Source organism: Luteibacter rhizovicinus, assembly GCF_004342265.1.
GTDB lineage: Bacteria > Pseudomonadota > Gammaproteobacteria > Xanthomonadales > Rhodanobacteraceae > Luteibacter > Luteibacter rhizovicinus_B.
Genome location: NZ_SMCS01000001.1, coordinates 396,398 through 422,506, shown reverse-complemented (window position 1 = coordinate 422,506; position 26,109 = coordinate 396,398). Strand labels below are relative to the sequence as shown.

At 61.1% G+C, this 26,109-nt stretch carries 26 protein-coding genes and 9 tRNA genes; 9 read left to right on the top strand and 26 right to left on the bottom strand.

What is annotated here, in order from left to right:
- The first annotated feature begins 15 nt into the window (after positions 1-15).
- On the top strand, positions 16-711 hold the full coding sequence (locus EC912_RS01940; protein WP_132141450.1) for a pentapeptide repeat-containing protein: 696 nt from the start codon (positions 16-18) through the stop codon (positions 709-711).
- A gap of 66 nt (positions 712-777) precedes the next feature.
- On the opposite strand, the gene EC912_RS01935 is transcribed toward EC912_RS01940, so the two are convergent.
- From EC912_RS01935 to EC912_RS01920, 4 genes are all read right to left on the bottom strand, one after another.
- Positions 778-2,667 (bottom strand): DUF3300 domain-containing protein, encoded by a 1,890-nt coding sequence (locus EC912_RS01935; RefSeq protein ID WP_132141449.1) that lies wholly within the window; start codon positions 2,665-2,667, stop codon positions 778-780.
- A gap of 289 nt (positions 2,668-2,956) precedes the next feature.
- Positions 2,957-3,898, bottom strand: coding sequence for an alginate lyase family protein (locus tag EC912_RS01930; RefSeq protein ID WP_165973470.1), 942 nt, complete (start codon positions 3,896-3,898; stop codon positions 2,957-2,959).
- An 83-nt stretch (positions 3,899-3,981) separates the two neighbouring features.
- Positions 3,982-5,400 (bottom strand): DUF2867 domain-containing protein, encoded by a 1,419-nt coding sequence (locus tag EC912_RS01925; RefSeq protein ID WP_132141447.1) that lies wholly within the window; start codon positions 5,398-5,400, stop codon positions 3,982-3,984.
- Positions 5,401-5,437: 37 nt separating this feature from the next.
- The gene (locus EC912_RS01920) at positions 5,438-5,758 is read right to left on the bottom strand and encodes a metalloregulator ArsR/SmtB family transcription factor (protein WP_132141446.1); all 321 of its coding nucleotides are present in this window, start codon (positions 5,756-5,758) and stop codon (positions 5,438-5,440) included.
- 128 nt (positions 5,759-5,886) lie between these two features.
- Here EC912_RS01920 and EC912_RS01915 point away from each other — a divergent pair, with 128 nt between their 5' ends.
- Positions 5,887-6,423 carry an NADPH-dependent FMN reductase gene (locus EC912_RS01915; RefSeq protein ID WP_132141445.1) on the top strand — a complete coding sequence of 179 codons (537 nt, stop codon included), beginning with the start codon at positions 5,887-5,889 and terminating at the stop codon, positions 6,421-6,423.
- Positions 6,424-6,445: 22 nt separating this feature from the next.
- Here the strand turns inward: EC912_RS01915 and EC912_RS01910 are convergent, their stop codons facing one another.
- The 4 genes from EC912_RS01910 to EC912_RS01895 all read right to left on the bottom strand — a co-directional run bounded on the left by EC912_RS01910 (position 6,446) and on the right by EC912_RS01895 (position 8,722).
- Positions 6,446-6,940, bottom strand: coding sequence for a hypothetical protein (locus EC912_RS01910; RefSeq protein WP_132141444.1), 495 nt, complete (start codon positions 6,938-6,940; stop codon positions 6,446-6,448).
- A gap of 336 nt (positions 6,941-7,276) precedes the next feature.
- Positions 7,277-7,594, bottom strand: a complete 318-nt coding sequence (locus tag EC912_RS01905; protein ID WP_132141443.1) for a hypothetical protein — start codon at positions 7,592-7,594, stop codon at positions 7,277-7,279.
- 352 nt (positions 7,595-7,946) lie between these two features.
- Complete coding sequence (locus EC912_RS01900) at positions 7,947-8,318, bottom strand: hypothetical protein (RefSeq protein ID WP_132141442.1); 372 nt, start codon at positions 8,316-8,318, stop codon at positions 7,947-7,949.
- On the bottom strand, positions 8,315-8,722 hold the full coding sequence (locus EC912_RS01895; RefSeq protein WP_132141441.1) for a hypothetical protein: 408 nt from the start codon (positions 8,720-8,722) through the stop codon (positions 8,315-8,317). The genes EC912_RS01900 and EC912_RS01895 overlap by 4 nt, the downstream gene beginning before the upstream one ends.
- Positions 8,723-9,056: 334 nt before the next feature.
- Here EC912_RS01895 and EC912_RS01890 point away from each other — a divergent pair, with 334 nt between their 5' ends.
- From EC912_RS01890 to EC912_RS19290, 3 genes are all read left to right on the top strand, one after another.
- Complete coding sequence (locus EC912_RS01890; RefSeq protein WP_132141440.1) at positions 9,057-9,398, top strand: hypothetical protein; 342 nt, start codon at positions 9,057-9,059, stop codon at positions 9,396-9,398.
- Positions 9,399-9,538: 140 nt separating this feature from the next.
- Entirely contained in the window at positions 9,539-9,715 is a 177-nt protein-coding gene (locus EC912_RS19295; RefSeq protein WP_165973467.1) for a hypothetical protein, read from the top strand.
- Positions 9,716-9,754: 39 nt separating this feature from the next.
- Positions 9,755-9,919, top strand: a complete 165-nt coding sequence (locus EC912_RS19290; protein ID WP_165973466.1) for a hypothetical protein — start codon at positions 9,755-9,757, stop codon at positions 9,917-9,919.
- A 116-nt stretch (positions 9,920-10,035) separates the two neighbouring features.
- Here the strand turns inward: EC912_RS19290 and EC912_RS01885 are convergent.
- Positions 10,036-10,125: transfer RNA gene (locus EC912_RS01885), tRNA-Ser, on the bottom strand.
- 157 nt (positions 10,126-10,282) lie between these two features.
- On the opposite strand from EC912_RS01885, the gene EC912_RS01880 reads away from it, so the two are divergent.
- Positions 10,283-10,987, top strand: a complete 705-nt coding sequence (locus tag EC912_RS01880; protein WP_132141865.1) for a PP2C family protein-serine/threonine phosphatase — start codon at positions 10,283-10,285, stop codon at positions 10,985-10,987.
- Here the strand turns inward: EC912_RS01880 and dnaQ are convergent, their stop codons facing one another.
- From dnaQ to EC912_RS01865, 3 genes are read right to left on the bottom strand one after another with little or no spacing between them, the layout of a single operon-like run.
- Positions 10,988-11,722: a DNA polymerase III subunit epsilon gene (dnaQ, locus tag EC912_RS01875; RefSeq protein WP_132141439.1), complete on the bottom strand. Its 735-nt coding sequence runs from the start codon at positions 11,720-11,722 to the stop codon at positions 10,988-10,990.
- Positions 11,719-12,174 carry a ribonuclease HI gene (rnhA, locus tag EC912_RS01870; protein ID WP_132141438.1) on the bottom strand — a complete coding sequence of 152 codons (456 nt, stop codon included), beginning with the start codon at positions 12,172-12,174 and terminating at the stop codon, positions 11,719-11,721. The genes dnaQ and rnhA overlap by 4 nt, the downstream gene beginning before the upstream one ends.
- A 21-nt stretch (positions 12,175-12,195) precedes the next feature.
- Positions 12,196-12,876 carry a methyltransferase domain-containing protein gene (locus EC912_RS01865; protein WP_132141437.1) on the bottom strand — a complete coding sequence of 227 codons (681 nt, stop codon included), beginning with the start codon at positions 12,874-12,876 and terminating at the stop codon, positions 12,196-12,198.
- 201 nt (positions 12,877-13,077) lie between these two features.
- Here EC912_RS01865 and gloB point away from each other — a divergent pair, with 201 nt between their 5' ends.
- From gloB to EC912_RS01850, 3 genes are all read left to right on the top strand, one after another.
- The gene (gene gloB, locus EC912_RS01860) at positions 13,078-13,842 is read left to right on the top strand and encodes a hydroxyacylglutathione hydrolase (RefSeq protein ID WP_132141436.1); all 765 of its coding nucleotides are present in this window, start codon (positions 13,078-13,080) and stop codon (positions 13,840-13,842) included.
- Positions 13,839-15,056: a transglycosylase SLT domain-containing protein gene (locus EC912_RS01855; RefSeq protein WP_165973465.1), complete on the top strand. Its 1,218-nt coding sequence runs from the start codon at positions 13,839-13,841 to the stop codon at positions 15,054-15,056. The genes gloB and EC912_RS01855 overlap by 4 nt, the downstream gene beginning before the upstream one ends.
- 104 nt (positions 15,057-15,160) lie before the next feature.
- Positions 15,161-15,946, top strand: a complete 786-nt coding sequence (locus EC912_RS01850; protein ID WP_132141434.1) for an enoyl-ACP reductase FabI — start codon at positions 15,161-15,163, stop codon at positions 15,944-15,946.
- Between the two features lie 217 nt (positions 15,947-16,163).
- Here EC912_RS01850 and EC912_RS01845 read toward each other — a convergent pair whose 3' ends face one another.
- The 14 genes from EC912_RS01845 to EC912_RS01780 form a co-directional block, all read right to left on the bottom strand.
- Positions 16,164-18,071 carry a SurA N-terminal domain-containing protein gene (locus EC912_RS01845; protein ID WP_132141433.1) on the bottom strand — a complete coding sequence of 636 codons (1,908 nt, stop codon included), beginning with the start codon at positions 18,069-18,071 and terminating at the stop codon, positions 16,164-16,166.
- An 82-nt stretch (positions 18,072-18,153) separates the two neighbouring features.
- Positions 18,154-18,230, bottom strand: a tRNA-Asp gene (locus EC912_RS01840).
- A gap of 9 nt (positions 18,231-18,239) precedes the next feature.
- A tRNA-Val gene (locus EC912_RS01835) sits at positions 18,240-18,314 on the bottom strand.
- A 17-nt stretch (positions 18,315-18,331) separates the two neighbouring features.
- Positions 18,332-18,604: an HU family DNA-binding protein gene (locus EC912_RS01830; protein WP_132141432.1), complete on the bottom strand. Its 273-nt coding sequence runs from the start codon at positions 18,602-18,604 to the stop codon at positions 18,332-18,334.
- Between the two features lie 327 nt (positions 18,605-18,931).
- Complete coding sequence (lon, locus tag EC912_RS01825; RefSeq protein WP_132141431.1) at positions 18,932-21,439, bottom strand: endopeptidase La; 2,508 nt, start codon at positions 21,437-21,439, stop codon at positions 18,932-18,934.
- A 189-nt stretch (positions 21,440-21,628) separates the two neighbouring features.
- Positions 21,629-22,924: an ATP-dependent Clp protease ATP-binding subunit ClpX gene (gene clpX, locus EC912_RS01820; protein ID WP_132141430.1), complete on the bottom strand. Its 1,296-nt coding sequence runs from the start codon at positions 22,922-22,924 to the stop codon at positions 21,629-21,631.
- A 100-nt stretch (positions 22,925-23,024) separates the two neighbouring features.
- On the bottom strand, positions 23,025-23,651 hold the full coding sequence (gene clpP, locus EC912_RS01815; RefSeq protein WP_132141864.1) for an ATP-dependent Clp endopeptidase proteolytic subunit ClpP: 627 nt from the start codon (positions 23,649-23,651) through the stop codon (positions 23,025-23,027).
- Between the two features lie 55 nt (positions 23,652-23,706).
- The gene (gene tig, locus EC912_RS01810; protein WP_132141429.1) at positions 23,707-24,999 is read right to left on the bottom strand and encodes a trigger factor; all 1,293 of its coding nucleotides are present in this window, start codon (positions 24,997-24,999) and stop codon (positions 23,707-23,709) included.
- Positions 25,000-25,071: 72 nt separating this feature from the next.
- Positions 25,072-25,156: transfer RNA gene (locus EC912_RS01805), tRNA-Leu, on the bottom strand.
- 313 nt (positions 25,157-25,469) lie between these two features.
- Positions 25,470-25,545: transfer RNA gene (locus EC912_RS01800), tRNA-Lys, on the bottom strand.
- A gap of 24 nt (positions 25,546-25,569) precedes the next feature.
- Positions 25,570-25,646 (bottom strand) — tRNA-His (locus EC912_RS01795).
- 14 nt (positions 25,647-25,660) lie between these two features.
- Positions 25,661-25,737, bottom strand: a tRNA-Arg gene (locus tag EC912_RS01790).
- Between the two features lie 25 nt (positions 25,738-25,762).
- Positions 25,763-25,839: transfer RNA gene (locus EC912_RS01785), tRNA-Pro, on the bottom strand.
- Positions 25,840-26,016: 177 nt separating this feature from the next.
- Positions 26,017-26,093 (bottom strand) — tRNA-Arg (locus EC912_RS01780).
- Positions 26,094-26,109: the final 16 nt, after the last annotated feature.

Here is a 26,109-nt window from a genome sequence, read left to right as displayed (position 1 = left end):
GATATCCTGCCCGGCATGCCCGACCAAACCGATTTCCAGCTCATCGAAACACCGACGCCAACCCGCCCGGACGTGGAAGCCGCCGTCCGCCACCGGACGAAACCCTTGTGGTTCGTGGGCGCGGATTTCTCGCACGCCGATCTTTCGGGCCTGGATCTGTCGGGCAGCTATTTCGAACGATGCCTGTTGGTCGAAACCAGCTTCAAGGCAGCCCTGCTCGAATCGACGACCTGGAAAGGCTGTCGCGGCGGGAAGGCCATATTCCGGTCAGCCAAGATCAACGAAAGCAGTTTCGTCTCCTGTGATTTCAACAACAGCCTCTGGCAGGGAAGCCGTCTCGGATTCGCAACGTTCGCCGGCTGCAAGCTGACCGGCGCCAATTTCAGCGGCGCATCGACGCTGGGCGCGACCTTCAGCGATACGTTATTGATCAGCGCGTTTCTCAACGGATTTTCGTTTCGCAAATGCGAACTCGACAACCTCGATTTCTCCGATGCCGATCTCACGGATGCCGATTTTCGAGAGGCCATTTTTTCAGGTGGCAGCCTGAGCAACGCGCGCCTGCATGGCGCACGTTTCGACGGCGCGGACCTTCGCGAGGCAAGTCTGCACGGACTGACGTTGCAGGATGCCAAGCCGTTCAGGGGCGCGACCATTTCGCGCGAACAGGCGTCGATGCTTCTTTCGAGCCTGGGACTGACGGTGGCGTGACCGATCGGTCGATACGGAAAGGCGTATGCCCGGACAGGTAGTTGAACGGGCATCGCCTCGTTTTACTTATCCCTTATCGTCCTTGTGCTCATCCTTCTTCGGCGGCGGCGCTTCGCGATGGGGAGGCTGCGCTCGCGGAGCCGGCTGTTCGCGCTGCTGCTGTTGAGGTGGCGGCGCCTGTCGAACCTGCTGCGGCTGCGGACGTGGCATGACTTCACGTGGTTGCTGTTGCGGCTGCGGACGCGGCGGCGCTTCACGTTGCTGCGGCTCGGGACGTGGCGGCGCCTGACGTTGCTGGAATGCCTGACGCGGCGCCTCTACCCGCTGTTGCTGCTCCTGGCGAGGCTGCTGCTCCGGGCGCGGCACCTGCACCTGCCGAGGTTGCTCGACGGGCCGGGCTTGCTGGACGGGACGCGGTGGTTGTTGTTGTGCGATGGCCGGCTGCTGTGCGGCCGGACGCGGTTCCTGACGCGGTACATCCACGTGCCTCATGTCCGGATTTACACGCTGCGCTTCGTTTGGTACGCGAGCGGGTTGTGCCTGCGCTTGCCCTTGCGGCATCGGATGAAGCGACTCGCGCGTGACGGGCAGAGGCACTCTGTCGCGCTGCGTGAACTCGTTCGGATTGGGATTGCCGCGATTCCGCTCAGCCGGAGGCGTCGACGGTTGCGGACGTCCCGGTTGCGCGGCAGGCACCGGCTGGTTCGGACGCGTCATCTGTTCGGTGAAATTGGGTCGCTGCATATGCGCAAAATCGGGTGCCGGACGTCCCTGCCCCGGCTGGGCCGCAAGCGCGGGGCGCTGGAAGTTCTGCGGCGCGGCGCCAGGCGCCTGTTCCGGCCGCCGGTCGACGGCGACATTGCGATTGCCGCTGTTGACGTTGCTTATATTGTTGACGTTGCCGTTGTTGAAGTTATGACGATTATCGATCTGCGTCACATTGCGATTGATGGTGGTGTTGTTATTGGTCACACGATTGATGATTGTCGTGGAATGCGACACGTAGGGACGGTTGTTGTAAACCACCTCCGGACGTCCCGGACCGTCTCCGCGACCGCCGCCGCCCCAGTTCATATTCCACGCATGCCAGCCCCAGTCGCGACGATCGCGGTCGTCGTGGTGACTGAACGCCTCGCCGATAAGCACACCGACACCGAACGAGATCACGCCCGTCGCGACCATGTCGCCGGTGCTGTAACGAGGCGGCGGACGATAGTCGTAGCCGCGATACACCTCGACCTCGTCGCCATAGACCACGCCCGGGTCGTATGCCGGGACGTACACGACGTCGCTCTGTTCCGGCTCGATGACAATCGTGCGTTCTGGCGCCTGCACGACGGAAGGCCCCTCATAAACCACCGGCGCGTCGCCGCTATCGACCACCTCCGGCTCGCTGTAGCTGGTGCGATCGACCACCGCGACCTTCTGCTGCGGCGTGCTGCGCAGATTGCCGTGTGCCTGCGCGCGTTGGCGCATGACCTGGATGGCATTCAGAACATCGTTCGGATCGTTGACGTAGGCATCGCCCAGCGAAGTCGTCCAGTCGATATTCCTTGCCAGCTGATCGATGACGCTGGGAAACGCGGTAAGCGATTTGACGCTGGGGTCCCAGGGCTGGGCATTCGCGGCATCGATCAAGGCAGCGGGCTTGAGGCCCCGATTCTGCTGCATCCATGCATCCGCCGCCGTCACCTGGTCGGGATACGCGGACGCTGCAAGTGTTTGCGCGACCAGCTTATCGGGGAATAACGCGATGGGGGCGACGAGCTGGTAGAGCTGATCGGCCGTCGGCGGGACATAGGCCTGAGCGTTCGTTCCGGGCTGGGCGGCGGTACTAGCCGCGGCAGGCTGTATCGCGGGCGCATCGGGCGACTTCTGACATGCCGCGATCGAGAGTGTGCCTATGCACAACGCAACACCGGGAAGCCAACGATTGCCTTGCCGACCAGTTTTCATTCGTCACGCCTTTCAGGGTAGCCAGACGGTCGCCGGGATGACGACTTCGACGCAAGATTGCCCCCGCGAAAATGACTGAATCCTTGCTGGAAACAGGTTTGTCCTCTCGTCGTGAAAACCCGTTCAGGAATGTCTTTGGCGCGTAAGAAAATACGCTTAACGACGTTTCGTTTTCGATGCAACGAAATCGTTGGATGGCGCGATAGATGGTCGTACAGCGCCTTCACGACCGTCTTTTCTTGCGATTTGTCCGTTCAGCGTGCGAACTGCGAAATGCGGCACGAACCGCTCAATCTTTCGCCGCGCATACGTACCTGTCCGTCGGTGGCTGCGAACGCAGACGCTGCGCCAGCGCCCGATATGCCGCGTCGAATTCGCTGGCCATCCAGTACACGTTCGCGGCGGTCTTCGGATCGAAAGGGCCGGCATAGCCCTTGGCGCCAATGGCAGCGCGCTTCGCATCGAAGGCCACGGTGGAGTGGACAAATTCCTCGTGCTGTTTCTCGCCGGCGGCATAGGGCCGAAGCCATCGAACGGATGTTTCCAGCGAGGCGCCATGGATGTCGGCGGCATACCAATTCTCGCCGCGGGAGCGAGCCGCGAGCGCGGCCCGCAGGAGAGGCTCCAGATCGTAAACCACGTAGTGCAAGGCATCGCGTTCGGCGAAATCGATGGGCTCGCCATCCGGACGCAGGTTCTGCGCTACCTGCTCCCTGTAAAGTTCGCGGGCTTCGGTAAAAAGCTGCGCGTCCTCGAGGGCAACGGCGATCAGTGTCACCAGCTTTACACGATGACTTTGCCAGTTGTTCTGCCAGCTCCCGCGATGGTCATGCGCTTTTCGCGCATCGTGCGTCCGCTCGACGTAGCCCTGTGCCCACGCTCGCAGAAACTGCGTTGCACGTGCCTTGTTCGCCGGCGGCATCGCCTGCTGGATCAGCGTGTAGGTGTCGATGAGGGCATCGAAATTCGTCTCGTCGATCGGATTGAAATCGGGGTGGTACGTCGTCACCCATGCATCGAGATAACGCGTGGCCATTTTCAGGTAGGCATCCCCTGCCCCCGCCCGCCATGCCAGTGCGGCATCCCGCATGAGCGGCAACTCGCGCTCGACCTCGATACTTTCGTCCCGAATACCCTCATGGGGTAACAGCCCTTCCGTATGCACCCGCGCTGGCGGATGGGGCGTGCTGTCCAGGAGTGGCGATACGTGCCTGATGAGGGAAGCTCGCACGGATGAATCGAGTGGCGGCTGGCCAGCGCAAGGGCGTGGGTCAGCCATCGCGGGAAGTGCGATCGCCAACAGGACGGCAAGCATCATGCGTGCACCGCCCCCGGCAACACCATGTCCGCGGCAGGCTGCGACGCAAACGCATGCTCGGCAGCTTTTCGCAGCATCGCCGGACTGACGTAACGACGGTGCACGCGGTCGATAAGACGGATATACACATGGCCAAACAGGTTCTTGCAGCGCACACGCGTACCCAGCGTCACGTCGACCCGGCCATCGACCACGCGCAGGCCGACGCAGGAACGAAACATCAGGTGTTTATCGTCCGCACCGAGGATGACCTGTGCGTATGTATCGTCCTTGTCGACCCGTTGATCGAGTACCGGGAAACGGCCAGCGAATACATGGCGATCCGGCTTGGCAAGTAACGACGATACCGGGCAACCCAAGGGCGAAGTACGCAGTCCAAGCGGACGAACGAGGATGTTCCTCAACGTCATCATGCGCGACACACCGACTGGAGGATTGTGCAGAAATCCATCCAGAAGCGAGGCGAGAAGTACCGATGCTTTTGGTCCCTGCGACTGATTGTCCTCGAGCGTCAGGAGAAACGAGTCCTGATGGTGAAAGCGGTCGGCGAACTGCTCGTGCAGCATCGAATCGGCGGCAGGGATGTTCATTTCAATGACAGTCTGATGGCCTTCGCTTTCACGCATGAAGCCACCCGCACGACGAAGCCGGGCCAACGCGCTCCGAGCCACGCCGAAAAAACGGCGCGCGAAATCGCACATCGTTCCCTGCATCGATCCGGGCGCGGCTTCCAGCGTCAGCGCTACGGTGGGCACATGCAAACGATCGGCAGGCGTGCCTTCGATAAGGGCGAGAACGTTTTCCGGCAACAATTCGGTCAGCGAAGGAATCGTCGCCTCGTTCGCCATCACCTGACGACGCAGCGATTCGGGCAGATCGCCGCCCAGTTCGTTCGTATGGCACGACAGGGCAAAAAAAGCGGGATGGCCCGAATGCGCACGCAGCGGACTGAACTGGTGCCACGTACCGCCGCCGAAGCGCACGGTGAACAGCGAGTCGGGCGGAATATCGATGTAGCGCAGCGCGCGAAGGAAGTTCGCCGGATCCGCTGCCAGCTCGTCGGGCGTTGCCATGGAAAAGCGCAGCTGAGCACCGGCGCTACCCGACACGGCGGTGAAAATCCGATGCCCGGCATGACGATGGAACGGATGGCCTTTGGCGCCGACCGCGAAGGTATACAGCGATGTCGCATCGCCCTGTTCGAAGTGCGTACCCGCCAGCTTCGCGGATGGCTCGTCCAGTTCGTCGACGAAGTCGACATGCGCCTTCTGGCGCAGGAGCGCCGCGGCAATCAACTGACTGCCGGCACCGTGGCCGAGCTGTGCGATCAGCGAAACCTCGACCGGCAACCCGCCCGAGGAAGACGGAATGCGCGCGGAGGGAAACGATGCGGTGGCACGAGAACGATGCGACATGGAACTCCCCTTTCCGGTGACGGCCTGGCCGTCGTGCTTATGCGCCCTGCTTCTTCGCCGCCAGCTTGCGCGATTCGCGCTTCAGCGGCCCGGCCTTCGGACATATCTCGAAAGCGAAACCGGTCAGCGTGTTGACGAGGCTGTCCCGGTTCAGCCGGTAAACGATGAACTGCCCCTGCCGTTCGCTGGATACGAGACCCGAAGCCTCCAGCACGGACAGATGCCGCGAGATCGACGGCGCGCTCATCGCGAAGCGGCTCGCGATCTCGCCCGCCGTGAGTTCCTGGGCCGAAAGGTAGGCAAGGATCTCGCGGCGGGGCCGGGAGGCAAGTGCTTCGAAGACTTTGTCGGCAGCCATGACTCTTCGTTAATTAGCTTAGTAGCTAAATAATTAACTGTAGTCCGGGCGCATGTCAATAGGCCGGACAAGGATCGCCAACGGCACAGCCCATGCGAAAATAGGAACCCTGCTTCAGGATCCCGTCCATGCCACGCCTCCTCGCGATCTCCGGAAGCCTTCGCGCCGCGTCTACCAATACGGCCCTTCTCAAGGCGGCAAGCATGCTCGCGCCGAGCGGCACAAGCATCGAGCTATACCGCGACCTGAGCCATCTACCGCATTTCAATCCCGATATGGAAAGCCCCCTTCCGTCTATCGTCGCGGAGCTGCACGCCAGAATCGAAAACGTGGATGGATTTCTGATTGCCTGCCCGGAATACGCAAGAGGCATCCCGGGCGCGTTCAAGAACGCTCTCGACTGGCTCGTCGGGAGCACGAGTTTTCCCGGCATGCCCGTCGCGCTTTTCAATGCCTCGCCCCGTGCGTCGGCTGCTCAGAATGCGCTACGCCTCGTCCTCACGACGATGTCCGCCGACGTAATCGACGACGCTTCGATCGCGATCGATCTTCTCTCGAAAGGCATGGATGCCGACGACATCGCCGGTGATCCGGCGATGTCGTCGCTCATCGTCAAAGCGCTGAACTCGCTCGCGGCTGCGATCGCGGAGCGTCCGGTCTATTGAGGCGTTCGTCGAGCCCGGTCGATTAAGCGTCCTGACTGGTTTCCGGCGCGACCAGATCCTTGGGCACATGCCGACTGATCCATTCGAGCATGAAGGCCTCAAGACCCTTGCGGGGAGGCACATTGATGCCCGCTGCCCGCACGAATCCCACCTCGGCCTGAAGCAACGCCTGCTTGGCCCGGCTAGAAGCCAATCGGGCAACCGCCTGTTTTTGACGCAACTGGATAATGCTCGCCGAGGGCTGGCCCGGACGCGCGAACCGTTGATAGCGACGCAGTTCGTCAGCCACGAGCTCGGTGTCGAACGCTGCCTGTAGCGTCGCGTCATATGCCCTGAGCACGTGCACCAGGGATGCTCCAGCTTCGGTGGGCTCCCACTGTTCAGTTCCATCCGTCGTGGAAACATGGCGAGCGAGCAAAGGCGGCAGCGAGGGATCAACGAGCGTAGGCGCCACCTCGCAGAAGGCTTCAAGGCGACGCAGGAAACCTGCCTCGGGAAAAGGCGTTTTTGTTGCCATGCAGGTAGGTCCATACGCTAAGTTAAGTGCGGCTTGCGGAGTCTATACCGCTGTTCAATAAATCCGATCCTTTATTGTCGAGCGACTTTCGGCAACCCTTGTGGGAGCGCGCTTGCGCGCGAAAGCCGACGTAGCGGCGAAGATGCCGGTTGCATCCGCAGCCCTGAGGCAGGGCTTGCGGATGGGAGCTTCTGGCTTCCTCGCCCTGCCGGCTTTCGCGCGCAGGCGCACTCCCACACAAAAGCGCCGCTCGATTACGACCCCGGCATTCCAGTTAATTCGAAGAAGGTCTCTGAAAGAAAAAACCGGGCGAATGCCCGGTTCCCGTAACGTGAATTACGAATACGTTTCCGCCCGATTCGAAGATTCGCGAGTCCCCAGATTCATCACCCGATAAATCTCAACCACCTCGTCGATCAACCCACGCAACACATACGCAGCCTGCGCCACCGAGCCTTGCTCGGCATCGATCATCGGTACGTCGATAAGAAGATCGGCGACACCACGCATACCGGACAAACGTTCGGTGATCGCTTCATGGATATCACCCAGCTTCAGGGCGCGACTGCCTTTGCATAGTGGGCACGGAATGGACAGGTCATGGCCGGACTTCAGGACATACGACGCGGACAATTGGTCTTGCTTGCTGCTCATAGCGGCATCCTCTCCGTGGATGTCCGCCACCCACAGGATGTAGGTGGCGGGCGTGCCAGGTTCGAAGCCGCACTTTGGAGCGGTCGGGACAAGCCCGCCCGGCACGCCCGCCGTAAACGTCGGGACGCAAGCATAAGCAACGCTGAAAGGAGTCGCTTGAGACGACACCTTTCGCGCCAAAGTTCGGGCTTCGAGACCCGGTCGCCGATGTGCGGCGACGCGGTGAGGATCGCGGCGATGACGCGAAGCGTCAACCCGTTTGGATAAAAGAGACCGAATTTTCAGACTAATCTGAGTAGCTATCGCGGGAGCGCATACGCTCTTTGGAAGCTGCCGCTTCGACAACGCACGATCAAGTGCACCACTTGATCCTGAGGTAGCCCAGGCAGGCAAGCACGCCGGATGAAACAGCACCGATGAACAAAAACAAAGCATCCAATGGGACTTGAGGATGACTCTGGAAAATCGACGGCAATATCAAAACCAAGAAGGCGCTGACGAACAGAAGCCACCTTGCAGGAACAAAAATTATTTCCAGCAGGTACACCACAACAAACCCGGCAAAGACGTAGATTAGTCGCCACCCATCATTGACCGATGCGTACCAGATGTAGCGGAAATCATAGATAAGAAAATGAACCAAAAGGGCTGCAACAGAGCCTGCCAAAAGAAGAACGACATTCTTGAGTCGCTGCCTGTTCAGCACCATTGATGACACGCTCACAATTTTTTTCCACGTGACGTCTCGGCCCCCTCTCCACCGCGCAGCTCCATCGCAGGGGAGCCGTCCATATTCATTTCAAATCTGGAAATGATTTCTCGACACGCACGCTGGATATCGTCAGCTGAAGAACCAAGGTAGTCCGCCACTTCGGCGTCCTTCTGCTGAAGAAATGTCTGGCCAAACCTTGATCGAATGTCACCCACAGGCACTTCATCCATATCCGATTCGACAACTCTCACAGTATGAAATACGGGACTGTCAGGATCGTCGATCTGAAAACGCAGGTCATTCAATCGGCGAACGCCCTCAATCAGTCCCAGTGTTCCGTCGAGCATGGCCCGCGCGGTCGATACCAGCTCGACCTTCCTCTCGCGCACGTAGGATTCGTGAATTGAATGCTCCATTAGCATTCCTCCATCTATGACTTTTGAGTTCCCCAGGCGCCCAGTCCCGAACTTTTAACCCAAAGTGTCAGGGAGGCTATTGATGTCGATCTGCGCGCTTGAATTCCATGCGACAACCGTTGCCTCTCAATGAAGCACCTATTTTCCTGCAGTTCTTTTTTGACATAACTGCATGAACCCGCACCTCCGAACAAGGTGGCGATTGTAGGTAAACCCTTACAAGGAATCAGTGCAAGCCTACAGAAAACTTTCACACTGCATGTCACTTTCCCAGAGTCGCCACACACCGTGACGACCCAACGGCAGCCGTCAACTCAAAAACAGGGGAAACTCAATGCGCTCGAACAAATCGATTCGCAGCACCGTCGCATGCGCCGTTTTCATGTTAGGCGCGGCTGCCAGCACTGGTGCCATGGCAACCGTACACATCGAAGTACCTGCTTCGTCAATTCTTTTGCAGACATACAGCGGCACCACAGTGACGCTTTTTTACACGGGCTCGGTGTGTACCAGTGGCCGCCTGGCCCTCGATCCAAGCGATACGCCCGACCGGAACAAGCTGCTCTGGGCATCCGTGCTTGCAGCCAAGGCATCGGGTCAGAAAATGAGCTTCGACTACGACTTCAATGCTGACGACTGCGCCATTCGCGCCTTCGCCGTTGTACCCACGACCTGATAGCAGAGTGGCCATGAAGCGTACTGCCAGGCTTCTTGCGACGGCCTGTCTTTTACGCTGTTGCAACATCCTCGTGGGCCAAGACCACCACGACAACCTCCATCACCATTGAAGGCCATGCGGTTCCGGGTATCCAGGTCATGCCGGTTACCCGTGTGGATGGCATACACATCGTGACCGGCGCGAACTCCGCTATTGGCGGAAATATCCATATATACGACACCGGCACGAAGATCGCGGATCATCCCGCCGAAGCACGGATGTCGACGATTGTTGACAGTGGATACGACAATGCCTACGGGTTCTACGTCTGCTAGGGCGATCCGACCATCCAACGATATCCATATACCCTTCCCATGGGTAAGACCGAATATCACTTCGGCGCCCGATACACGGGCGACAAGGAAAGCAACAGCTCCAGCTCTCCCGATCTCGTCGTCAAGGCTGCTTCGCCGAACGATCCCGTGCCAGGCGCTAAATCCGCGCTCAGTCCTGCAGTCATTCAGATGCTGATGGAATAATCCAACGTCAGGCGGAGCGGGACCCACTCGTCCCGCCTGATACAGCAATAACGGTGATGTTTACATCTGCCGAAAAAGCAAAGGCCCCGCAGCGATGCGGGGCCTTTGCTTTTTACTGGCGGAGAGGGAGGGATTCGAACCCTCGGTACGCTTACACGTACGCCTGATTTCGAGTCAGGTACATTCGACCACTCTGCCACCTCTCCGTGAACGGTCGACGGCAGGGCTTGCACCCTGCCGGGCCCGCAATGATACGGGGTGAAATGCTCCGTGACAACAGGTGGCACATGGGGCATTCTCGTGGCCGCGGAGCGGGGGTTTCGCGACAACATTCCTTATATTCCCAGGCATTGCCAGATATTCATGATCGAGTTCGGACACGGCACGCATGCAGGGCTTCGGCGCACGCGCAACGAAGATACGTACTATGCGGACGCCTCGCTCGGGCTATTCCTCGTCGTGGACGGCATGGGTGGCCATCGGCACGGTGAGGTCGCTTCCGCCACCGCTCGCGATGGCGTGGTCGAACAGGTAAGCGGCGGCCAGTCGCTGGCTGACGCGATCCGGCTGGTGAACGAGCAGCTGATCGAGCGCTCGCAGGGCCTGACCGAGATGCGCCCCATGGGCACGACGATCGCCGCTATCCGCATCGGACCGACGTCGTTCGAAGCCGCGTGGGTCGGCGACAGTCGCATTTATCGCTGGAACGGTGCGCTGGAGCAGCTTTCGCACGATCACTCATTGGTCGAGGCGCTGGTCGAAGCCGGCGAACTGACTGAGGCGCAGGCGCGCACCCATCCCCAGCGCAATGTGCTGACCCAGGCGTTGGGCATCACCGCGCCGGGGCAGTTGCATATCGGACTTGCGCGCGGCGAATTGCAGCCGGGTATGCGGCTACTGCTGTGCACCGATGGGCTGACCGAGGAAGTGAGCGACGCGCGGCTGGGCGAAATCGTCGCCCGCACGGACCTCGCAGCGCAGGAGTGCGTGGATCACCTGCTGCTGGAGGCCCTGGGCGGCCAGGCGCGGGACAACATCACCGCTATCCTGGTGCGCGCGGCCGACTGATCAGGCCTGCACGGATTCCTGATTTTCCGATTCCATACGACGCCAGACACTGGTGCCGCCCGCAGCCTTGTCCAGCGCGTCGAGTCGCGCCTGATGCGCGGCCTGTTCTTCGTCGCTGGCCCTAAGCACGCGCGGACGCGCCCTGATCTCGATATCCGCCAGCGCGGAGGCGCCGCTGTCGTTTGCGTCCGCGTCGAAAGCCAGGTCGAGGGCGACCTGGCCGGTCGTCATCGCGATATAGACATCCGCCAGCAGCTGGGCATCGAGCAGGCCGCCGTGTAGGTCGCGATGCGTGTTGTCCACGCCCAGTCGCTTACATAGCGCATCCAGGCTGTTGCGCTGCCCCGGGAAGCGCTCGCGCGCCATCTTCAGGGTATCGAGCACGCTGGCGTGGTCGCGGATGCGGCCGTAAGACTCGCCAACGCGCTTCAGTTCGGCATCGAGGAAGCCGACGTCGAAGCTGGCGTTGTGAATGATGAGTTCCGCGCCGTCGATGAAGGCGATGAAGTCGTCGACGACATCCTTGAAGAACGGCTTGTCGAGGAGGAATTCATCCTCGATACCCGTGACGGCGCGCGCGCCTTCGTCAATGGCGCGCTCGGGATTGAGATAGGTATGGAACGTACGGCCGCTCGGCCGGCGTCCGACCATCTCGACCGCGCCGATTTCGATGATGCGATGGCCCAGGTGGGCTTCGAGGCCGGTGGTTTCCGTATCGAGAACGATCTGCCTCATGCCGCCCTGCCCGTCGTCTTATAAGCGATGGCCTGGTCGCGCGCGGCGACGTCGACGCGCTCGTTTTCCACGTGACCGTTATGGCCCTTGACCCATTCCCACGTAACCGTATGCGCGGCCGCGGCGGCGTCCAGACGAATCCACAGGTCCTGATTCTTCACCGGCTTTTTGTCGGCGGTTTTCCAGCCGTTCTTGCGCCACTTCGGCACCCATTCCTCCACGCCCTGAATGACGTAGCGCGAATCGGTAAGCAGGTGCACGGCGCAGTGACGGGTAAGCGCCTCCAGCGCCGAAATGGCCGCCATCATTTCCATGCGGTTATTGGTGGTATCGGCTTCGCCACCGGATAGCAGTTTTTCGACGCCGCCCTTGCGCAACAGCGCCGCCCATCCACCGGGACCGGGATTGCCCAGGCATGCGCCATCGGTAAAAGCTTCTACTGCGTCGGTCATGGATCGTGTCTTTCCTGTGGATCAACGCGCGTTGCGACGCGCGCCTGAGGCGAGAGTACCCGGCATGGGCGAAGGCACCGCTACCGGACGGGGGCGTAAGGGTACCGTCGACGGACGTTTCTTGCGCGCTATGACGACGTAGCCGCCACCGAAAGGCGATTCGCCCACGCGCGATGCGTGGTCGCGCGGCAGGGCGTGGCCGATGCGCCGCTGCGGCGACAGCTCCATGTCTTCGCCCGCCAGCCGCTGACGCCACCACCAGGGCCAGGTCAGATGCGGTCGCGCCGTGCGCGTTTGCCAGACCAGCCAGGGCGACCACGCGCCCAGGGGATGGATACCGGTGATGGCGAGGGTGCCGCCCGGCTCCAGCACCCGGATGGCCTCGTCGAGTAAGGCCTCCGGCCGGGCGCTGACCTCCAGCGCGTGACGCAGCATGACGACGCCGAATGCATCGTCCAGGAACGGCAGGGGCTCGAGGCCGCTGCCGGTCACGTCGCCGTCCAGACGCCCGCCCTGCACGCGCAGCGACGCCCAGTGTCCCAGCAAGGGCAGCGCGGGCGGCTCGGCGGGGGCGCCGGGCCCCAGATGCAGGCCATGCTCGCCCGTACAGCGTGCGAGCACGGGGGCAAGCGCCACCGCTTCGTCTGCCAGCAGGGCCTTCAGGGGCGCGCTGGCGTAGATGTCCTGTTCGAATTGCGGCATGGATGGGTCGGACCGGGCATGCATTGGGCCCAGTGTAGTGGCCCCAAGGGGTGCCGTGCACCGTTAACAACTCACTAACGATAGGGATATACCCGGCTGATATAGTCCGGCCACCTCGACGGCCGGCGCCCCGGTCCATGGGCTTCACAGGCTGGCGATAAGCGGATGCTCCTCGCCCACCCGATGCACCGGAGTGCAAGATTGCAACTGCTACCCGTACCGGCCCTGGCCGACAACTACATCTGGCTGGCCGCGGACGACGCAGGTAATGCGCTCGTCGTGGACCCCGGCGAGTCGGCGCCCGTGGAAGCGGCGCTGGCGGAACGCGGTTGGACGCTTCGCCATATCCTGCTGACGCACCACCACAACGACCATATCGGCGGCGTCTTCGATCTCGTGCGCGAGCACGATGTCGACGTCTTCGCGCCGTTCGACACCCGCATCCCCTACGCATCGAACCGGGTCGAAGACGGCGAGGAGGTCGTGCTGAGCGAACCTTCGGCACGCTTCCGGGTGATCGCCGTTCCCGGCCACACCTCCAGCCATATCGCTTACGCCGGAGAAGGTTTCCTGTTCTGCGGCGACACGCTTTTCAGCCTGGGCTGCGGCCGCCTGTTCGAAGGCACCCCGGAGCAGATGGCGCATTCGCTGGGCCTGCTGTCCGCCCTGCCCGCCGAAACCCTGGTCTGCTGCGCCCACGAATACACGGCCGCGAACGCACGCTTCGCGCTCACGGTCGATCCGGACAACCAAGCCCTGCGTCGCCGCAGCGCGGAAGTCGACGAACTTCGGGCAAAAGGTCGCCCCAGTGTGCCTGGCACGCTGGCGAGCGAACTGGCCGCCAATCCGTTCCTGAGAGTGGATAGCGACGCACTGGCCAGATGGGCCGACGCCCAAGGCATCGCCGCCACGCGTACCGACCGATTCGCGGCATTGCGCGCCGCCAAGGACCACTTCCGATCATGATCCCGACGCCGCGCCACCGCCTTCTTGGCTTGCTTGTTCCCTGTGTACTCACTGCCTGTGCCGGCGTCCCGCATCGCCCCGCACCCGCACTCCAGGTTAAAGCGCCGGAACCGGTGGTCGCGGATGTCGATGTCACGCCGAAGATGCTGCGTCCGGCACAGCCCGCCGATTTCTGGTCGGGCATGCGCGACAGCTTCGCACTGCCCGGCTGCAGTGCCGATCCCGCCGTGATGGAATGGGCCCATACCTATACACGCTCGCCTGCCCGCTTCGAACAGCAGGTCAACGAAGTGCTGCCGCTGATCGTGTACGCACACAAGTCTGCGGTGCAGCACAGCGTGGCCGGCGAATTTGCCCTGCTTCCGTGGGTGGAAAGTCAATATCGCCATGTACCTGGCGGAAAGAACATGCCGGCCGGCATGTGGCAGATCATGCCGCAGACGGCACGCACGCTCGGCCTGCGTGTGGAAAAGAATTACGACCAGCGCCTGGATATCACGGCATCGACCGAAGCGGTCATGACGATGATGCGGCGTTACTACGACGACCTGGGCGACTGGCGTCTCGTCGACATTGCTTATAACGCCGGCGAGTTCGGGCTGAAGAACAAGCTCGACGCGCACGGCACGCCGCCGGCCGATCCGGCGATTCCACGCATGCCTATGAAGAAGGTCACCAGGGAACATCTGGTGAAACTGATGGCGATCGCGTGCGTCGTGCGCGATCCGGCGAAGTTCAACGTCAGCCTGCCTGCGCAGAGTTCCGACGATGCGCTGCAAGTGGTGCAGGTCAACAATCCGCAGTCGCTCGCCACTGCCGCTCGTCGCTCGGGCCTGTCGATGAACGACCTGCGCGGATTCAATCCGGCGTATCGCACCACCAGCGGCACCATTGCCTCGTCGATGTTGCTGCCCCGCTCCGCCGCCGAGCAGTACCGGCAGGCGGATACCAGCGGCGACGACACGCCCGACGAGGTGGTTGCGGACAAACCGGCAGCTGAAGCAGCTGAAACCAAGGCCGCGAAGAAAATCGTAGCGAGCAAGTCCGGCAACAACGACAAGGCGCCCGCGACGCATCGCGTTGGTTCGGGCGAGTCCCTCTGGACGATCGCTCGTCGCCATTCGGTCAGCGTGAAGCAGCTGATGCAGTGGAACGATCTGCATTCGCAGAACGTGAAGCCAGGTCAGGTCCTGCGTCTGGCCGCGGCGCGATAAGCCACGAAAAACCAAACGATTGTTTGCGTGAAAGGCACAAGGTAACGCTCTACACTTTGCGCCGTCGCGCGCCCGAGGCGCGCACTCATTACCTTGGAGGACGCATGGGATTCCTGCACGGCAAGCGTGCCCTTATTGTCGGCATCGCCAGCAAGCGATCGATTGCCTGGGGCATCGCCGAGGCGATGCATCGCGAAGGCGCGCAACTTGCCTTCACGTACCAGAACGATCGCCTGAAAGACCGCGTCGATGAAGCCGCCAACGAATTCGGCTCGAATATCGTGCTGCCCTGCGACGTCTCCGACGATGCACAGATCGCCGACGTCTTTACCCAGTTGGGCAAGCACTGGGACGGTTTCGACATCCTGATCCATTCCGTCGGGTTTTCACCGCGCGAAGCGCTGCAGGGCGAATTCCTGGATAACCTCACGCGCGAGAATTTCTCTATCGCGCACGACGTCTCCAGTTACAGCCTCGCCGCACTGGCGAAGGCGTCCCGTCCGATGATGGCCAATCGCAATGGCGCCATTCTGACGCTCAGCTACCTCGGCGCAGAACGCGCGCTGTCCGGCTACAACGTGATGGGCCTGGCCAAGGCCAGTCTCGAGGCGAACGTTCGCTACCTTGCGTACAACCTCGGTCGCGAAACCACGCGCGTCAATGCGATCTCCGCCGGTCCGATCAAGACGCTGGCTGCCTCGGGTGTCGGCGGTTTCGGCAAGATTCTGAAGACGGTCGAAGAACTCGCGCCGTTGCGCCGTAACGTCACGCAGGAAGAAGTGGGCAATGTTGCCGCGTTCCTTTGCTCCGATCTGGCATCGGGCGTCACGGGTGAGATCACCTACGTGGATTGCGGGTTCAACATCATGGGTATGGCGACGGCAGGCTGATTCCCGGCAGGACTCGTGATTTTTGTAGGAGCTCGCTTGCGAGCGAAAGCCAACAGGGCGAGGAAGCCTGATACTCACGGCCGCGAGCCCGATCGTCTGGCCACGGATGCAAACCACACCTTCACCGCCCTGTTGGCTTTCGCCCGCAAGCGGGCTCCTACAAAAGAGCAAAAAAAACCGCCCGGGTGGGCGGTTTTTTTTGTCTTGCCGGACCCGCTTACATCCGGTCTTCGGAGATCTTCACGTCGGCCTTGGCCTTCAACGCTTCGATGTAATCGAGCGTAGCGGCATAAGCTAACAGATCCATCATCTGGCCACGCACAGCGTCACGCTGGGTCTTCTCAACCTGTGCCGGATCGCCATCGACCACTTTGTCGACGGCCAGCAGCGCATACGCACCGTTACCCGTGGCAACAACCGTCCAATTCGGCTTACCGTCGATCGGGCGCGGCGCGAGGAAGACCTGGGCGACGACCGCCGGCGGAAGCTCGGCGGCGCTGGTGCGATTGCGACGGTCGATACCGGCGATGGTCTTGACCGGTGCCTTGGCCAGCGCCGTGACGTCGCCGCCCTTCTGCAGCGCGGCGAGAAGTTCGTCGGCGTGCTTCTTCGCCTGTGCGTCGACGCGCTCGTCGAGGATGCGCTGACGCACCGCATCGCGCACGTCCGCGAGCGCCTTCGGCGTGGCGGGAACATGCTGCGCCAGATGCAGGACGATCGCATCGTCCGACGACACCTGGATCAGCGAGGAGTTGTTGCCTTGCGCGAGTACGTCGTCGGCGAATGCGGCGGCGGCGAACTTCGGGTCGGCGGCAACGCCTTCTCCCCCCGTCCGCCCGAACATCGGCGAGGTTTGAATGGTCAGACCGAGTTCCTTGGCGGTCGGCTCGAGCGAACCCGGATTGCGTTCGGCCGAATCGGCCAGCTGACCGGCACGTTCGTTGTAAAGACGCGCGCGCTCGCTCTTCGCCCAGTCGGCGGCAAGCTGACCGCGTACTTCCTCGAACGGCTTGGCGTTACCGCTGCGCGAATCGCGAAGCCAGATGATGTGGTAACCCTCGTCCGGCGACAGCACGGGCTTGGAGATTTCGTTTTTCTGCATCGAGAACAGCGCGGTATCGAACGCGGCATTGGCCACGCCCTTTTCCAGCCAGCCCAGGTCGCCGCCCAAACGCTTCGAACCCAGATCCTCGGAGTTCTCCTGCGCAAGCTTCGCGAAGTTTTCCGGCGTGGCTTCCGCTGCGATTTTCTGCGCCTTCTCGAGCGCGATCTTCTGCTGTTCCGGCGTGGCGTTCTTCGGCACATTGATCAGGATGTGCGACACCTCGCGCTGCTCGGGCTGCGCGTAACGCTGCTTTTCTTTCTCGAAGAATTCGTGGAGCTGGATATCGCTGGGCTCACCGATCTTGAGGTCGGCACCCTTCACTTCGAGATACTTCACCGACACCTGTTCCGGCGTGGTGTAGTCGGCGATATGGGCTTTGTAGAACGCGTCGAGGTCGGCGTCGGCGACCGTGGCATCGGTCAGCGCGGGACGCGGCAGTTCGACGTAACGCAGGTCGCGCTTCTGACCGGCGATACGGAAATAGGCATCCAGGTCGGCATCGGTGACGATGGTCGTCGAGGAGATGACGCCCGGCAGCAGGTTCACTTCGAGGGAATTGCGGATCTTCGTCTCGTAACCCGTCGGCGTCAGGCCCTGGTTGGCCAGCACCGCGCGGTAGATTTCAGGTTTGAATGCACCGTCCACCTGGAAGCCGGGATCGCCGGCGATGGTGTCGCGTACGCGCTGGTCGGTCACGACCAGGCCGAGATCGGTGCCCGCCTGGCGGAGAACCGCCTGGTTGATCAGGCTGTCGAGCACCTGACGCTTCACTTCCGGCTTCTCGAAGTCGGCCGGCGAATAAGGCGAGTTGGGTGTCTGTGCGGCGCGCTGACGCGCGTCGTTCAACGCGTTCTGCAAGTCCTGCTGAGAAATCTCGTGCTTTCCGACCTTCGCGACAAAGGTGTCGACCCGGTTCATGAAATAGGACTCGATGCCGAAGAAGGCGACGGCGAATACGCAGACGCCGAGCACCAGGATCGAGGGCCATCCGGACAGCTTGTTACGCAGTGCTTGCAGCATGATGCGACTCGCAGTTCATGCCATCGCGGATAACGACGGCGAAGACAAAACAAAGGCGCCACGCGGGCGCCTTTGCAGACTATGGCGGAGTGGACGGGACTCGAACCCGCGACCTCCGGCGTGACAGGCCAGCATTCTAACCGACTGAACTACCACTCCGCGATCCGTTGGTGGGTGCTGAGGGGATCGAACCCCCGACCAGCGCCGTGTAAGGGCGACGCTCTACCGCTGAGCTAAGCACCCGCTAACGGGAAAGCGGATTAGTTTAGGTGATCCTTGAACGCCTTACCAGGCTTGAATGCCGGAACCTTGGACGCCTTGATCTTGATCTCTTCGTTCGTGCGCGGGTTGCGGCCCGTACGCTCGGCGCGCTTGCGGACAGTGAACGTACCGAAGCCAATGAGCGAAACCTCTTCGCCCTTGTGCAGGGTGGTCTTCACTATTTCGAGGAAGGCTTCGAGAGCCTTGGCAGCGTTGGCCTTGGTCAGTTCGGAGCCTTCGGCGATGGCAGTGATGAGATCGTTTTTATTCATTATGTGAGACTCCCTTAAACAGTGATTCGGCCCGCATGATTCGGTCTGGGGCAAGAAGACATCAGGTCGGACAAACGTTTTGCCACATGCCCGACCCCGCTATCTGATATGTACCGTTGCGATACGGTGCGATTGCGGTGCCGTCTTTATACCAGTGCCCTCCGACCATCGCAATACGAGCAATACCAAGGCTTTCAGCCCGCATGCATAGAACAATGGCCCTTGCGGGCAACGGGAAAAACGGTTAATGGCGCAATGCACCACGCACGGAAAAAATAATCGGGACGCAGGTCACTGCGCCCCGATTGCGAACGTCGTACGAATCGATCAGTGTCTCACCGAGGGTGAGCCTTTCCCTTCGCCCGCCTTCTCTTCGCGCGCCACCTCGGCCTTCTCGCCGCCCTCGACGGGGGCGTTCGGGCTCAGGGGACGCTCCAGGGCCAGATCGAGCACCTCGTCGATCCAGCGCACGGGATGAATGCTCAACGATCCGGTGATGTTTTCCGGAATGTCGACAAGATCTTTCCTGTTCTCGTCAGGAATGATGACCGTGGTGATGCCACCGCGATGTGCCGCGAGCAGCTTCTCCTTCAGACCGCCGATCGGCAGCACGCGACCACGCAACGTGATCTCGCCCGTCATCGCGACTTCGGAACGCACCGGCACCTTGGTCAGCGCCGACACCAGAGCGGTGCACATGGCGATACCCGCACTCGGACCGTCCTTCGGCGTGGCGCCTTCGGGCACATGGATATGGATATCGAACTTCTGATGGAACTCCGGATCGATACCCAGCGCGTCGGCACGGGCACGTACCACGCTGAGCGCGGCCTGGATCGACTCTTTCATTACATCGCCGAGCTGACCGGTGTGCACGAGGCGACCCTTGCCCGGCACGATGGAGGCTTCGATGCTGAGCAGATCGCCACCCACCTGGGTCCACGCAAGGCCCGTCACCAGACCGACTTCGTTCTGCAGTTCCGCACGACCGAAGTCGAAACGGCGCACGCCGAGGTAGTGATCGAGATTCGACGAATCGACCTTGACGCTGGCGGGAGCGACCGCCTTGCCCTTCGCGGCGACAGCCTTCTTCGCCTTGGTCTTCGCTTTCGCGTGCGCCGGCACCGTGCCCAGCGCGATCTCCTTCACCACCTTGCGGCAGATTTTCGAGATCTCGCGCTCGAGGTTACGCACACCCGATTCGCGCGTGTAGTAACGCACGATGTCGCGAACGGCATCCGCCGCGATGGATAGTTCGTCCGGGTTGAGACCGTTCGCTTTCAGCTGCTTGGCGAGCAGATATTTCTGCGCGATGGCGAGCTTCTCGTCCTCGGTGTAACCGGGGATACGAATGACCTCCATGCGATCGAGCAGCGGCCCCGGAATGTTCAGGGAATTCGCGGTCGCGATCCACATCACTTCGGAAAGATCGAGATCGACTTCGAGATAGTGATCGTTGAATGCGTTGTTCTGTTCCGGATCGAGGACTTCGAGCAGCGCCGACGACGGATCGCCACGGAAATCCATGGACATCTTGTCGATTTCGTCCAGGACGAACAGCGGGTTCTTGGTGCCGACCTTGGTGAGGTTCTGCACGATGCGACCGGGCATCGAACCGATATACGTGCGGCGATGTCCGCGGATCTCGGCTTCGTCGCGTACGCCACCCAGACTCATGCGAACGAACTTGCGGTTCGTCGCTTTCGCGATGGACTGGCCGAGCGACGTCTTACCCACGCCGGGCGGGCCGACGAGGCAGAGGATCGGACCCTTCATCGTGTTCACACGTTGCTGGACCGCGAGGTATTCAAGGATGCGATCCTTGACCTTCTCCAGACCGAAGTGATCGGCGTCGAGCACTTCCTGGGCAAGCGCGAGATCCTTGCGAACCTTGCTGCGCTTCTTCCACGGCACACCCACCACCCAATCGAGGTAGTTACGCACGACCGTGGCTTCCGCCGACATCGGCGACATCTGCTTGAGCTTGTTGAATTCCTGACGAGCCTTCGCGAGCACCGCCTTGGGCATGCCCGCGGCTTCGATCTTCTTCTGCAGCTCTTCGACTTCGTTCGTGCCGTCCTCGCCCTCTCCGAGCTCCTTCTGGATGGCCTTCATCTGTTCGTTGAGGTAGTACTCGCGCTGGCTCTTCTCCATCTGCGACTTCACGCGGCCGCGGATGCGCTTCTCGACCTGCTGCAAGTCCATCTCGCCGTCGACCAGCCCGATGAGAAGCTCAAGGCGCTGGCCGACGTCCGCGGTTTCCAGCACTTTCTGCTTATCGGCCATGCGCACGGAAAGATGCGCGGCGATGGAATCGGCCAGACGCGACGGATCGTCGATGCCCGAAAGCGTCGCAAGGATTTCCGGAGGGAGCTTGCGGCTCTGCTTCACCAGCTGTTCGAACAACGAAACAAGCGAACGCGAAACGACGTCGAGCTCGCGCTCGTTGCTGGAATACTCGGGTTCGACGACATGCGCCTTGCCGCTGAGCATGCCGCCCTCGTCGACATAGGAATCGATCGCGACGCGCGCCTGCCCTTCGACAAGCACCTTGACGGTGCCATCGGGCAACTTCAGCAACTGGAGAACACCGGCAAGCGTGCCGACCTGATGCAGGTCGGCCACGGCGGGATCGTCGATATCCGGGCTCTTCTGTGCCACCAGAAGAATCTGACGTTCGCCTTCCATCGCCTGCTCGAGCGCACGCATGGACTTGTCGCGCCCGACGAAGAGAGGAATAACCATGTGCGGATAGACCACCACGTCGCGCAATGGCAGCACGGGCAGCAGATCCAGTTCGTTGGCGCTCGACGTAACAGGCCGGTTCTTCGCCATGTGTATTTAATTCCTGGGGAATGATGGGGCTCGCCCCGACACTGCGCCGGGGCCGCATAGACGTCAAGTGGTGGCTGGCGAGAAGCGCATCAAGTGCGCCGCCACCAACAAAGGGTCGCGCTTAAAACAAAAGGCCCCGGAGCCGTGAAGCGCCGGGGCCGTTCATTCACGCGACAGCCAGGAGATCGATCAGGCTGCGTCCCCGCCTTCGCCCGCGACACGCTGCTGCTGCAGGTTTCCGCGGTAGATGAGGTAGGGCTCTGCCTGACCGTCGATGACGGCGTCGTCGACGACCACTTTGCTGACATGCTCCAGCGATGGCAGTTCGAACATCGTGTCGAGCAGCACCTGTTCGAGAATGGTACGCAGTCCACGGGCGCCGGTCTTACGCTTGAGCGCGCGTTTTGCGATGGCCGCCAGGGCTTCCGGACGGAATTCCAGTTCGGCGCCTTCCATGTCGAACAGCTTCTTGAACTGCTTTGTCACCGCGTTCTTCGGCTCGGTCAGGATCTGCACCAGCGCGGCTTCGTCCAGCTCGTCGAGCGTCGCCACGACGGGCAGACGACCCACGAACTCGGGGATGAGACCGAAACGCACCAGATCGGCCGGCTCGACTTCCGAAAGAAGCTTGCCGACGTTTTCCGTACGTTCCTTGCTGCGCACTTCCGCGCCGAAACCGATACCGGTGGTCTCGGAACGCTGCTGGATGACTTTTTCCAGACCCGCGAATGCGCCGCCGCAGATAAACAGGATGTTGCGCGTGTCCACCTGCAGGAATTCCTGCTGCGGATGCTTGCGACCGCCCTGCGGAGGCACCGATGCGAGCGTACCTTCGATGAGCTTCAACAGCGCCTGCTGCACGCCTTCGCCGGACACATCGCGGGTGATCGACGGGTTCTCGCTCTTACGCGAGATCTTGTCGATTTCGTCGATATAGACGATACCGTTCTGCGCCTTTTCGACGTCGTAATCGCACTTCTGCAGAAGCTTCTGGATGATGTTCTCGACATCTTCGCCAACGTAGCCGGCTTCGGTCAGCGTCGTGGCATCCGCGATGGTGAACGGTACATTGAGCAGGCGTGCCAGCGTTTCCGCGAGCAACGTCTTGCCCGAACCGGTCGGACCGATCAGGAGGATGTTCGACTTGCCGAGTTCGACGTCGTCGCTCTTCTGTCGTGATTCGATACGCTTGTAGTGGTTGTACACCGCCACCGACAAGGCTTTCTTCGCACGGGTCTGCCCCACGACGTACTGGTCGAGGGCTTCCATGATCTCGCGCGGCTTCGGAAGCTGGGTACGGCCGGAAGCCGCCTTTTCCTCGAGCTCTTCACGGATGATGTCGTTGCACAGTTCAACGCATTCATCGCAGATGAATACGCTGGGACCCGCAATCAGCTTGCGCACTTCGTGCTGGCTCTTTCCGCAGAAAGAGCAGTAAAGAATTTTGCCGCTGTCGTTGGAACGGCCCTGCCGCTCGTCGCTCATGCTGTAGGCCCTACTGTCAATCTAGACGCGCTTTGAGAATAGCACAGCACTCCGCCCCTGGTGTTCAGGGGCGAAGTACCGGATTGCAAAGCGAAAAGTGTCAAGCGGAACGGACGGTGTCGACCGGACGCTTGTCGAGTACGGAGTCGATAATTCCGTATGCCTGGGCCTCGGCGCCGCTCATGAAACGGTCGCGCTCGGTGTCCCGGGCAATGTCTTCGACCGGCTTACCGGTGTGGTTGGCAAGAATGGCGTTCAGTCGCTCACGCATCGTGAGAATTTCACGGGCATGAATTTCGATGTCCGTCGCCTGCCCCGAGATACCGCCAGCCCAGGGCTGGTGGATCATGATGCGGGAGTGCGGAAGCGAATAACGCTTGCCCGCCGCGCCCGCCGAAAGCAGAAGCGCACCCATGCTGGCCGCCTGGCCAATGCACATGGTGCTGACGTCCGGCTTCAGGAACTGCATCGTGTCGTAGATCGCCAGACCCGCGGTTACCGAACCGCCGGGGCTGTTGATGTACAGATTGATGTCCTTGTCCGGATTTTCGGACTCGAGGAACAGCAACTGGGCGACGACCACATTAGCCATGTAGTCGTCGACCGGGCCGACCAGGAAGATCACGCGCTCCTTGAGAAGGCGTGAGTAAATGTCGTACGAACGCTCGCCGCGCGAGGTTTGCTCGACAACGATGGGCACCAAGTTGAGGTTCTGGATCGGAGCCATGGACATGTCACTCTCTCCTGGGGATGGGGCCCTGTGATGGGAAGAACCGACGGAATCAACCGCCGATCGGACGCATCACCTCGTCAAAACTCAGGTTCTGGTCGGTGGACTTTGCATGATCCGCCACCCATTCCGCTACCTGATCTTCCATGACGCGATTCTGCAGTCCCGACATCAGTTGGGGATCGCCGTTATAGAGTTCAATGACCTTTTCCGGTTCTTCATAGGTCGAAGCAATCGCGGTGAGCATTTCAGCCATGCGCTTGCGATCGACGCGGATCTCGTTCTTACGGGCGATTTCGCCCATCAGAAGAGCGGCGGCGACGCGCTTGCGAGCGACCGGCTCGGCCTGGGCCACGAATTCGGCCGGAGGCTGCTGGCCGCGCGGCATGTTGCTGGCGGCAAGGCTCTGGGCTTCAGCCTGAACCATCAATTCGGGTACGTCCAGCGCCGCGTGCGCGTCAGCCAGCTTTTCGGCGACTTCGGCCTTCAGGCGAGCCATGAGCGTTGCCTTGAGCTCGCGCTCGAGGTTGGCACGGACTTCCTTGCGGAAGGTCTCCAAATCGCCATCGGCGACGCCGAAGGTCTTCACGAAGTCGGCATCGATAGCCGGCAGATTGGGTTCCTGCACCTTGACGATCTTGAACGTGACCTTGGCGGTCTTGCCGGCGAGGTCCGCGTTACGGAAATCTTCCGGGAACGCGACGTCCTGAACCAGGTCTTCGTCCGCGCTACGGCCAGCCAGGGCCTCGTCCAGCGCCTTGAACAGCGTACCCGAGCCGAGGACGCTGCCCGCGCGCTCCAGGCCTTCGGCCGGGAAGCGGTAGCCGTCGGTTTCGGCGGCATATTCGAACATCACGAAATCGCCGTCTTTCGACTTGCGATCGACGACGTCGAAGCTGCGACGCTGCATGCGCAGGGTCTCGATCATCTTGTCGATGTCGGCGTCTTCGACCGTCGCCTTCGGGCGGGCGATCTCGAGCGCGGCGACGTCGATCTCCGGGAACTCCGGCATGATCTCGAAGCTGGCCGTATAGGCGATTTCGCCGTTTTCGGCCTGGCCCGTGGTTTCCACCGACGGGTTGGCGATCGGGCGAAGGTTTTCCTTCTCGACGGCTTCGCGCAGCGTGCTGCCGATGAGGTCCGAAAGGGCCTCGCCGTGGACCTGCTGACCGAAGCGCTGCTTCAGGACGTTGAGCGGCACCTTACCCGGACGGAAACCCTTCAGGCGCACTGTGCGGCTCATTTCCGCAAACCGCTCGCCGACCTGCGCATCGAGGCGCTCGGCGGGGATTTTCACCGTGAGCTTGCGTCCGAGCTTGCCGACATTCTCAACCGAAACCTGCATGACCTCTCCTGAACCGCCAGTTTGTGGCGCGAAGGCGACTATTGCCGCCAATACCCGAAATGTAAAAATTTATGGTGCGAAAGGGGGGACTCGAACCCCCACGGGTTACCCCGCCAGAACCTAAATCTGGTGCGTCTACCAATTCCGCCACTCTCGCAACGCTCGAGAGGCGTCTTTCGCATCCCCTCGATCCTCGTCCAAGTGAATGATTCCCTTGGACGAAAGCGCTCCATTTTAGGCGTCGCGCGCGCCCTGTACAAGCGGCGCGAACGCAACATCCACCCCAAAAGGGCCGGATAATGGCAATTACGCCAGCGGCCACCCATCGTTGCCACGCAAGACTTGCTCAAGCCGGAAAACGGCCGATCGCCATCCTGACGTTTTTGAACGATGAATCGCGGCAGTCCGGTTGCAACCTGACCTCGGCGCAAAGAAAAAGGGACCCAGGGTTTACCTGGGTCCCTTCTAATTGGTGGGCCGTGAAAGATTCGAACTTTCGACCAATTGATTAAGAGTCAACTGCTCTACCAACTGAGCTAACGGCCCTTGAAACGTGAAGCACATTGTAAGTGGGGTGGACGATGGGACTCGAACCCACGACATCCGGAATCACAATCCGGTACTCTAACCAGCTGAGCTACGCCCACCATAAAACGACATCTGGCGCGCCCGACAGGAATCGAACCTGCAACCGTCGGCTTAGAAGGCCGATGCTCTATCCGATTGAGCTACAGGCGCAAAGCACTGTACGCAGAACGCCGACTGGTCGGGGCAGAGGGATTCGAACCCCCGACATCCAGCTCCCAAAGCTGGCGCTCTACCAGACTGAGCTATACCCCGTTACCTTAAAATCCCGATCGGCGCTAGCACTGACCGAAGCTTTCAAATGTTACGGGTCAAGCTCAAGCCCGTCAATCCGTAATGAACACACCACACTTTCAACTACCGCTTGTTTCCGGGAAGACTCTCGTCTTTCGAAAACCGATCCGATCAACCGCATCGAACCGTGCTTGTAAATGGTGCGCCCGGAGAGATTCGAACTCCCGACCACCAAGTTCGTAGCCTGGTACTCTATCCAACTGAGCTACGGGCGCACACTAAACTGTCTGA

Coding starts and splice junctions, on each gene's coding strand:
- EC912_RS01940 (WP_132141450.1), top strand. CDS start 16: ATGCCCGACCAAACCGATTTCCAGCTCATCGAAACACCGACGCCAACC.
- EC912_RS01935 (WP_132141449.1), bottom strand. CDS start 2,667: ATGAAAACTGGTCGGCAAGGCAATCGTTGGCTTCCCGGTGTTGCGTTG.
- EC912_RS01925 (WP_132141447.1), bottom strand. CDS start 5,400: ATGTCGCATCGTTCTCGTGCCACCGCATCGTTTCCCTCCGCGCGCATT.
- EC912_RS01920 (WP_132141446.1), bottom strand. CDS start 5,758: ATGGCTGCCGACAAAGTCTTCGAAGCACTTGCCTCCCGGCCCCGCCGC.
- EC912_RS01915 (WP_132141445.1), top strand. CDS start 5,887: ATGCCACGCCTCCTCGCGATCTCCGGAAGCCTTCGCGCCGCGTCTACC.
- EC912_RS01910 (WP_132141444.1), bottom strand. CDS start 6,940: ATGGCAACAAAAACGCCTTTTCCCGAGGCAGGTTTCCTGCGTCGCCTT.
- EC912_RS01905 (WP_132141443.1), bottom strand. CDS start 7,594: ATGAGCAGCAAGCAAGACCAATTGTCCGCGTCGTATGTCCTGAAGTCC.
- EC912_RS01895 (WP_132141441.1), bottom strand. CDS start 8,722: ATGGAGCATTCAATTCACGAATCCTACGTGCGCGAGAGGAAGGTCGAG.
- EC912_RS01890 (WP_132141440.1), top strand. CDS start 9,057: ATGCGCTCGAACAAATCGATTCGCAGCACCGTCGCATGCGCCGTTTTC.
- EC912_RS19295 (WP_165973467.1), top strand. CDS start 9,539: ATGCCGGTTACCCGTGTGGATGGCATACACATCGTGACCGGCGCGAAC.
- EC912_RS19290 (WP_165973466.1), top strand. CDS start 9,755: ATGGGTAAGACCGAATATCACTTCGGCGCCCGATACACGGGCGACAAG.
- EC912_RS01880 (WP_132141865.1), top strand. CDS start 10,283: ATGATCGAGTTCGGACACGGCACGCATGCAGGGCTTCGGCGCACGCGC.
- dnaQ (WP_132141439.1), bottom strand. CDS start 11,722: ATGAGGCAGATCGTTCTCGATACGGAAACCACCGGCCTCGAAGCCCAC.
- rnhA (WP_132141438.1), bottom strand. CDS start 12,174: ATGACCGACGCAGTAGAAGCTTTTACCGATGGCGCATGCCTGGGCAAT.
- EC912_RS01865 (WP_132141437.1), bottom strand. CDS start 12,876: ATGCCGCAATTCGAACAGGACATCTACGCCAGCGCGCCCCTGAAGGCC.
- EC912_RS01855 (WP_165973465.1), top strand. CDS start 13,839: ATGATCCCGACGCCGCGCCACCGCCTTCTTGGCTTGCTTGTTCCCTGT.
- EC912_RS01850 (WP_132141434.1), top strand. CDS start 15,161: ATGGGATTCCTGCACGGCAAGCGTGCCCTTATTGTCGGCATCGCCAGC.
- EC912_RS01845 (WP_132141433.1), bottom strand. CDS start 18,071: ATGCTGCAAGCACTGCGTAACAAGCTGTCCGGATGGCCCTCGATCCTG.
- EC912_RS01830 (WP_132141432.1), bottom strand. CDS start 18,604: ATGAATAAAAACGATCTCATCACTGCCATCGCCGAAGGCTCCGAACTG.
- lon (WP_132141431.1), bottom strand. CDS start 21,439: ATGGCGAAGAACCGGCCTGTTACGTCGAGCGCCAACGAACTGGATCTG.
- clpX (WP_132141430.1), bottom strand. CDS start 22,924: ATGAGCGACGAGCGGCAGGGCCGTTCCAACGACAGCGGCAAAATTCTT.
- clpP (WP_132141864.1), bottom strand. CDS start 23,651: ATGGCTCCGATCCAGAACCTCAACTTGGTGCCCATCGTTGTCGAGCAA.
- tig (WP_132141429.1), bottom strand. CDS start 24,999: ATGCAGGTTTCGGTTGAGAATGTCGGCAAGCTCGGACGCAAGCTCACG.